The following is a 469-nucleotide window of genomic DNA, read 5'->3' as shown; positions in this document are numbered from 1 at the left end:
AACCCAGCGCCTTGTTCTCGGCGCAGGTGACCACCACATAACGGCGGTCAGTTTCATCCATCAGCTCCAGCGCATCCGCCACCGGAGTTTCCGGGCTCACCGACGGGGCGTTGTCGGCTGCATCTTCGGCTTTGACCAGCAGCAGGCGCTTGAGGGTGCTGTCCTGGCCGACGAAGTTGCTGACGAACTCGTCAGCCGGATGCGCCAGCAAGGTGTCCGGATGGTCGATCTGCAGCAGCTTGCCGGCGCGGAAGATCGCAATCTTGTCGCCCAGTTTGATGGCCTCGTCGATGTCGTGGCTGACCATGATCACGGTCTTGTTCAGCGCGCGTTGCATCTCGAAGAATTCGTTCTGGATCATCTCGCGGTTGATCGGGTCGACCGCACCGAACGGTTCGTCCATCAGCAGCAACGGTGCATCGGCCGCCAACGCGCGGATCACACCGATCCGCTGTTGCTGGCCACCCGA

1 protein-coding gene is annotated in these 469 nt (G+C 61.8%); it reads right to left on the bottom strand.

What is annotated here, in order from left to right; translation table 11 throughout:
- A partial coding sequence (locus tag AC3XQU_RS22910) for an ATP-binding cassette domain-containing protein (RefSeq protein WP_489876459.1) occupies positions 1-469 on the bottom strand: 469 nt, incomplete at both ends.

The sequence above is a fragment of the Telluria sp. AZSoR62 genome (assembly GCF_058111565.1).
The sequence above is the reverse complement of the archived record's forward strand: the minus strand, read 5'-3'. Positions and strand labels throughout refer to the sequence as shown.